The organism is Paraburkholderia solitsugae (assembly GCF_013177695.1).
In the GTDB taxonomy this organism is placed as follows: Bacteria; Pseudomonadota; Gammaproteobacteria; order Burkholderiales; family Burkholderiaceae; genus Paraburkholderia; species Paraburkholderia solitsugae.
Genome location: NZ_WOEY01000054.1, coordinates 1 through 5311, shown reverse-complemented (window position 1 = coordinate 5311; position 5311 = coordinate 1). Strand labels below are relative to the sequence as shown.

Annotated in this window: 7 protein-coding genes; 6 read left to right on the top strand and 1 reads right to left on the bottom strand. The window is 61.5% G+C overall.

The annotated features are described in order from the left end of the window. The coding region (locus tag GNZ12_RS13375) for a DDE-type integrase/transposase/recombinase (protein WP_172310775.1) at positions 1–411 on the top strand (411 nt) is incomplete at its 5' end. 40 nt (positions 412–451) lie between these two features. On the opposite strand, the gene GNZ12_RS13370 is transcribed toward GNZ12_RS13375, so the two are convergent. Then, positions 452–1123 (bottom strand): TetR/AcrR family transcriptional regulator, encoded by a 672-nt coding sequence (locus GNZ12_RS13370; RefSeq protein WP_172310741.1) that lies wholly within the window; start codon positions 1121–1123, stop codon positions 452–454. Between the two features lie 70 nt (positions 1124–1193). On the opposite strand from GNZ12_RS13370, the gene GNZ12_RS13365 reads away from it, so the two are divergent. From GNZ12_RS13365 to GNZ12_RS13345, 5 genes are all read left to right on the top strand, one after another. Then, the gene (locus GNZ12_RS13365; RefSeq protein WP_172310740.1) at positions 1194–1775 is read left to right on the top strand and encodes a hydrolase; all 582 of its coding nucleotides are present in this window, start codon (positions 1194–1196) and stop codon (positions 1773–1775) included. A gap of 41 nt (positions 1776–1816) precedes the next feature. Next, complete coding sequence (locus GNZ12_RS13360) at positions 1817–2899, top strand: FUSC family protein (protein WP_172310739.1); 1083 nt, start codon at positions 1817–1819, stop codon at positions 2897–2899. Positions 2900–3004: 105 nt separating this feature from the next. Next, complete coding sequence (locus tag GNZ12_RS13355; RefSeq protein WP_172310738.1) at positions 3005–3688, top strand: response regulator transcription factor; 684 nt, start codon at positions 3005–3007, stop codon at positions 3686–3688. Between the two features lie 327 nt (positions 3689–4015). After that, positions 4016–4285 (top strand): LysR substrate-binding domain-containing protein, encoded by a 270-nt coding sequence (locus GNZ12_RS13350; protein WP_328805991.1) that lies wholly within the window; start codon positions 4016–4018, stop codon positions 4283–4285. A 286-nt stretch (positions 4286–4571) separates the two neighbouring features. Continuing rightward, a partial coding sequence (locus GNZ12_RS13345) for a LysR family transcriptional regulator (RefSeq protein WP_172310774.1) occupies positions 4572–5311 on the top strand: 740 nt, incomplete at its 3' end.

The window sequence follows — 5311 nt, the reverse complement described above, 5'->3', positions numbered from 1 at the left end:
CTGTACCGCGCCGTCGACAAGGCCGGTAACACCATCGATTTTCTGTTACGGGCCCATCGGGACAAGACCGCGGCGCGTCGGTATTTCGAAGAATCGATCGCCCAGAATGGCGAACCCGAGACAGTGACTATCGACAAAAGTGGCGCCAATCTGGCGGCGCTGGAAGCCATCAACGCCGAGCGAGATACACCCATCAAGATACGCCAGACGAAGTACTTGAACAATATCATTGAGCAGGACCACCGCGCGATCAAGCGGCGTATCAGACCCATGCTCGGGCTCAAGAATTTTCGTTGCGCCCGCATCCTGCTTGGCGGAATCGAGGTGATGCACATGATCGCCAAGGGGCAGATGAAAAACAACTGCGCCCGACAGACTCCCGCCGAGCAGTCCTATTCCTTGGCTGCATAAGCATTCCTATCCATATCGGGTTTCGCTCGCGCTGGAATCGTTATCGCGACAAAACCCCTCGTTTCGCTGCGCCGGTTCGTCCACCACGCCCGGCTTCCATCACGTCCTCAAGGTAGCGCTCTACCACGCGCTGGAACTCCAGGATCGCCGCGTGACGGTCAACCACGCTGGCATCGTGGCTCAGCGTGACGGCTGCCTTCATAAGATGCTGCACGACCACGGCCCGGAACAAAGCTTCGTCCACGGACAGTCGCGGCGCGAGGGCGGCCAGCACGGATGCGATTCCTTTGCGCAATCTTTCGCGCACTCCGGTGGCGCCGGGCAGTGCGACATCTTGCGCGTCGACCAGCACCACGAAAGCGGGGTGCGTCGTGCGAAACGCCACGAAAAACGTCGTCAGCCGGCTCGCAACGACCGATACATCAAGCAGCGGCACCTCCTCGCTCAGCCGGACTAACGCTGCTTCAAGCTCGGTCACGTATTGCTCGATCAGCGTACCTGCGACCTGGTCTTTCGTCGGAAAGAACTGATAAAGCGAACCGATCGACGCTCCCGCGCGCGCGGCGATCGCTGTCATCGTCGTTGCTTCGTACCCTTTTTCGGCAAATTCCGCACTTGCGGCTTCCAGTAACGACGCCACCCGCGCATGTCCGCGGGCGCGGCGCGGCGCCTTCGCTTCGCCCGTATTCGGCGTTGACTTTTGTGAGGCCATTCTCATATACTGTTTGTGAGCACCCCCTCACAATACACCAGCGGCTCGCCGCTTTCAACGGAAGACCATCATGTTGCAAAAACTTGACCCCAAGACTACCGCTCTCGTTCTGATCGATCTTCAGGAGGGCATTCTCGGATTCGGGAAAGCGCCCCGCCCAGCCGCAGCCGTGCTGGCTACCTCGGCAACGCTCGCAAAGCGCTTCCGGGAAGTGAACGCGCCGGTCGTCCTGGTCCGGGTGGGCTGGAGCGCCGACTTCGGCGATGCACTGAAGCAGCCCGTCGATCAGCCCGTCGCGCTTCCCCCCGGCGGACTGCCCTCGAACTGGTGGGACTTTCCCACCGAACTGGCGGTGGAGGAGCGCGACATCAAGATCACGAAACGCCAATGGAGCGCTTTCTACGGCACCGAGCTCGACCTGCAATTGCGGCGTCGCGGCATCGAAACCATTGTGCTCGGCGGGATTTCGACGAACATCGGCGTCGAGTCGACGGCTCGCACCGCGCACGAGCACGGGTACTCGCTGGTGCTCGTCGAGGACGCAATGAGCTGCGGCGCGCCCGAGCATCATCATGCGTCGCTGAATTACATCTTCCCAAGGCTCGGTCTCGTGCGGCGATCCGCCGACGTACTCGAGGCGCTCGCCGGCTGATGACGCCCGATGGACAAGCACAGCGTGGCCGGAGAGAGGCGATGAGCAGCGAACGTCACACCGGAGCTTCGTCGCTCTTGCGCCGCGTCGAAACCGTGTTCGACAGGCGGGCGTTGGGTCGCGCCATGTTTGCGCTCGTCCCGCTGCTCCTGCTTGCAGTCATATCAGGCAAATCCGAGTGGCTTACCGCGGCAATCGTGCCGGTCGCGATGCTCATCGCGCTCGACCACTCGCAGCTTGCGCCGCTCGGCGTCTTCGCGCACGCTTTGGCGATCAGCGCGGGCTTCCTGATCCTGATGGCGTCGCTCGCGCACCCGCTGCTCTTTGTCGTAGCCACCGTCCTGCTGGGCATGGGATCCGTGCTGGTGACCGCGGGCGGCAGTGCCTTGCGCTCGCTCGGCAACTTCACGTTCATTCCTTCGCTGTATCTTGCTTGCGAAAGTGGGGAAGCGGTCACGCGGCAGGCGCTTATCACCCGCAGCGTTGAGGTCCTGCCGTTCCTGTTGATAGCGGCGTTGCCGATCCTGCTCGTTGCGTCAGTCGAGCACTTCCGCTCGCGTGAAACCGGCCAGCCGACTCTTGCGCATTTCGCAAAGTGGACTCGCCTCTCCCCAAACAGCAAGCGCAACGCATATATCGAGTTGGTGATCACCGTCGCGCTCGCGGTCGCTTGCGCTGCCGCACTTGTCGAATGGCGGCACGTCGATCATGGTCAGTGGATGATCTGGTCGGCCGCCAGCGTCGTTACCGGAAATGCAGCAAGCGCCCGGCAGAAGTTTCGCAGCCGGCTCACCGGGGCCGTTGTCGGCGTTTCCTTCGGAGTGGTCGTCGGGTTGATGATCCCTCATGCGTTATTTATGCGTGTGCTCGTTGTGTTCGCCGCAATGCTGACGCTCATCTGCATTCGTCCGTACACGCTCGCATTCGGCGTCCGGTGCGCCTGTGCGGCAATAGCTTTTGTATTGGCGGGAAAGCCGTGGATTTTTGGAGGCGAACGCCTGCTGAACGTGGCTGTCGGCAGCGCCATTGGGCTGCTTTGTGCGCTCACGGCATCCGCCATTGCGGCGCACATGAAAGACACGTGCCACTCCACGTGTGACTCCCCAAGACCCCGGCAGGACTGAGCGGGACTGCGCAGTCGCCTCTGATTAAGGGCGCACGAGCGTGCGGGCAGATTCGGTGTTTTAGACATTTGTATCGGCGAATTTCGCTGGCTGAGGAAGAGCGGCATGTCAAGAGTGCTTACGATCGAAGACGATGAAACTACCGCTAACGATATCGCAGTGGAGTTGCGGAAAGGCGGTTTCAGCGTCGATTGGGTCGACAACGGACGCGAAGGAATTGCGCGGGCAATGAGCGATGAGTACGACATCATCACGCTCGACCGCATGTTGCCCGGCGTGGACGGCTTGAGCATTGTGACTGCCATTCGCAGCGTGGGCGTGCACACACCTGCGCTGATGGTCAGCGCGCCAGGCGACGTTGATGAACGCATTCGCGGCTTGCGTGCGGGCGGGGACGATTACCTGACGAAGCCGTTCAACCTCGCCGAGATGGCGGCTCGTCCGGAGGTGCTGCTGCGTCGCCAGCAGGCGTCGGTAGCTCAAACAGAGACGACGCTGCGCGTTGGCGCTCTCGAGCTCGACCTCATCGCCCGCAAGGTGAGGCGTGGCAACGAGGAAATTGCGCTGTCGCAAACAGAGTACCGCGTGCTGGAGTTCATGATGCGGCATGCGGGCAGGACGATCACCCGCACAATGTTGTTCGAGGCAGATCGGGGTTACCACTTCGATCCGGGTTCGAAGCTCATCGATGTTCATATCGGACATCTGCGCAAAAAGATCGATCCGCACGACGCGACGCCGCTGATCAAGACTTTTCGCGGTGTCGGCTACGTCCTGAGCGTGAATTGAGAAAGGCCACTTCGCTCACGCAAACCCTCGCGTTTGCTCGACACTGGCACTCGACGTCCGTCCGGCTGCTGCTTCTCCATGCGGCTATCTTTTCGCTGTCGGTCATGGTGTTGCTCGGGCTTATCGGCTGGGCCGTCACAGGCAACATGGAGCGCGAGACGGACGCCATCATGTACTGGCAATTGGTCTACTTCGACTCCGTGGCGGACAGCGACTTAAGCGCGGTCGTACGCATACGGGTCGAACGCGAGCGCATGCACACCAACTACTACGGCCTCTTTACGTCGGACCACCGTTATCTCGCAGTCGACATGATGGCGCCTGGACGTGCGCGTGCAGGTGTCGAGCTATGGTGCGATCGTGAAACTAGTTGCATCTGGTGCCGGAATTGGCATCGTCGCGCGCTCGGCCATCGAGAGCGACTCAGGCAGCAACGTCGTGGTGCTCAAGCTCGCGGAACCCTGGGCTCGCCGCGACCTGTGCGTATGCGTATTGCGCAACACTGCGGTATTGAATCCGTTTCGGGACCGCTTGCGCGAAGTGCTGACGGACACGGAGGCGTTGCCGCCTGAGGGCGCTGCGCACCACAAGACTTAGCGCGAGACGACGTTCCAGCACTTGGAGATCACCAACGTGCAGCTCGTGTGGATCAACTTCGCGTGCACCGGTGCCCTCCAGGCGGCGCAGTGCCGGGCCGCTTGTAAGCTACGGTCAATTGAACAAAAAAGAAGAATGGGTGAAGGGAGGGAAAGGCTATCTGCGTGTCGCGTCGAGGCACGCGGCACACAATGGACATGCGTTCGTAAAGCCAGGTATGCTTCTCGCAGGCGAGCCTCGTGGCCCGTCCATTCGAGTCCAGACTCACTTCCCGGTGTGTTATCCCATGCATTTTGGCCTTGTCGACCTTCAAACCTTCGTTGCCGTCGCCGAAGCTGGCAGCCTTACGCACGGCGCAACCCGCGTCAACCTCTCGCTCGCGGCGGTCAGTGCGCGTATCCGGCAGATGGAGGAGGCGGTAGGTGTGCCGCTGCTGGAGCGTCGGCCTCACGGCATACGCGTCACGGAGGCGGGGCAGACCTTCCTGCGCCACGCGCGGGCCACCCTCGGCGCGCTACAACGCATGACGGACGACCTCGCACAGTTCTCCCAAGGGATGCGGGGGACCATCCGCATCCTCTCGAACACGAATGCACTTGTCGAGACGCTGCCTGGCCCGCTTAGCCGCTTTCTCTACGACAACCCCAACATCAACATCGAAATCGAGCAGCGTCCGAGCGATGAGATCATCGCGGCCATTGCGGAAGGAGTGGCCGATATCGGCATCATCGCTTCGCCGCCCGAGGGCGTGGCGCTCACGACGTTTCCCTTTGCCACCGACCGCCTGTGCGCGGTTGTGCCCGCAGTCGACGAACGTTTCGCGCTGCAGCGGGAGATCGCCTTTGCCGATCTTATCGAAGCCGATTTCGTTGGTCACGAACGCGGCTCGTCGATTCAGGTGTTCCTCGAAAGTCAGGCGAAGCGGCTGCATCGCACCTTGCGGCACCGCATCCAGCTTGGCAACTTCGCGTCGATTTGCCGCCTGGTCGAAAACGGTGTGGGCGTCGCGATACTCCCTGAGTCGGC

Bases quoted from the DNA above. Each gene is read 5' to 3' on its own strand.
- GNZ12_RS13355 (WP_172310738.1), top strand. From the start codon at position 3,005: ATGTCAAGAGTGCTTACGATCGAAGACGATGAAACTACCGCTAACGAT.
- GNZ12_RS13365 (WP_172310740.1), top strand. From the start codon at position 1,194: ATGTTGCAAAAACTTGACCCCAAGACTACCGCTCTCGTTCTGATCGAT.
- GNZ12_RS13360 (WP_172310739.1), top strand. From the start codon at position 1,817: ATGAGCAGCGAACGTCACACCGGAGCTTCGTCGCTCTTGCGCCGCGTC.
- GNZ12_RS13370 (WP_172310741.1), bottom strand. From the start codon at position 1,123: ATGGCCTCACAAAAGTCAACGCCGAATACGGGCGAAGCGAAGGCGCCG.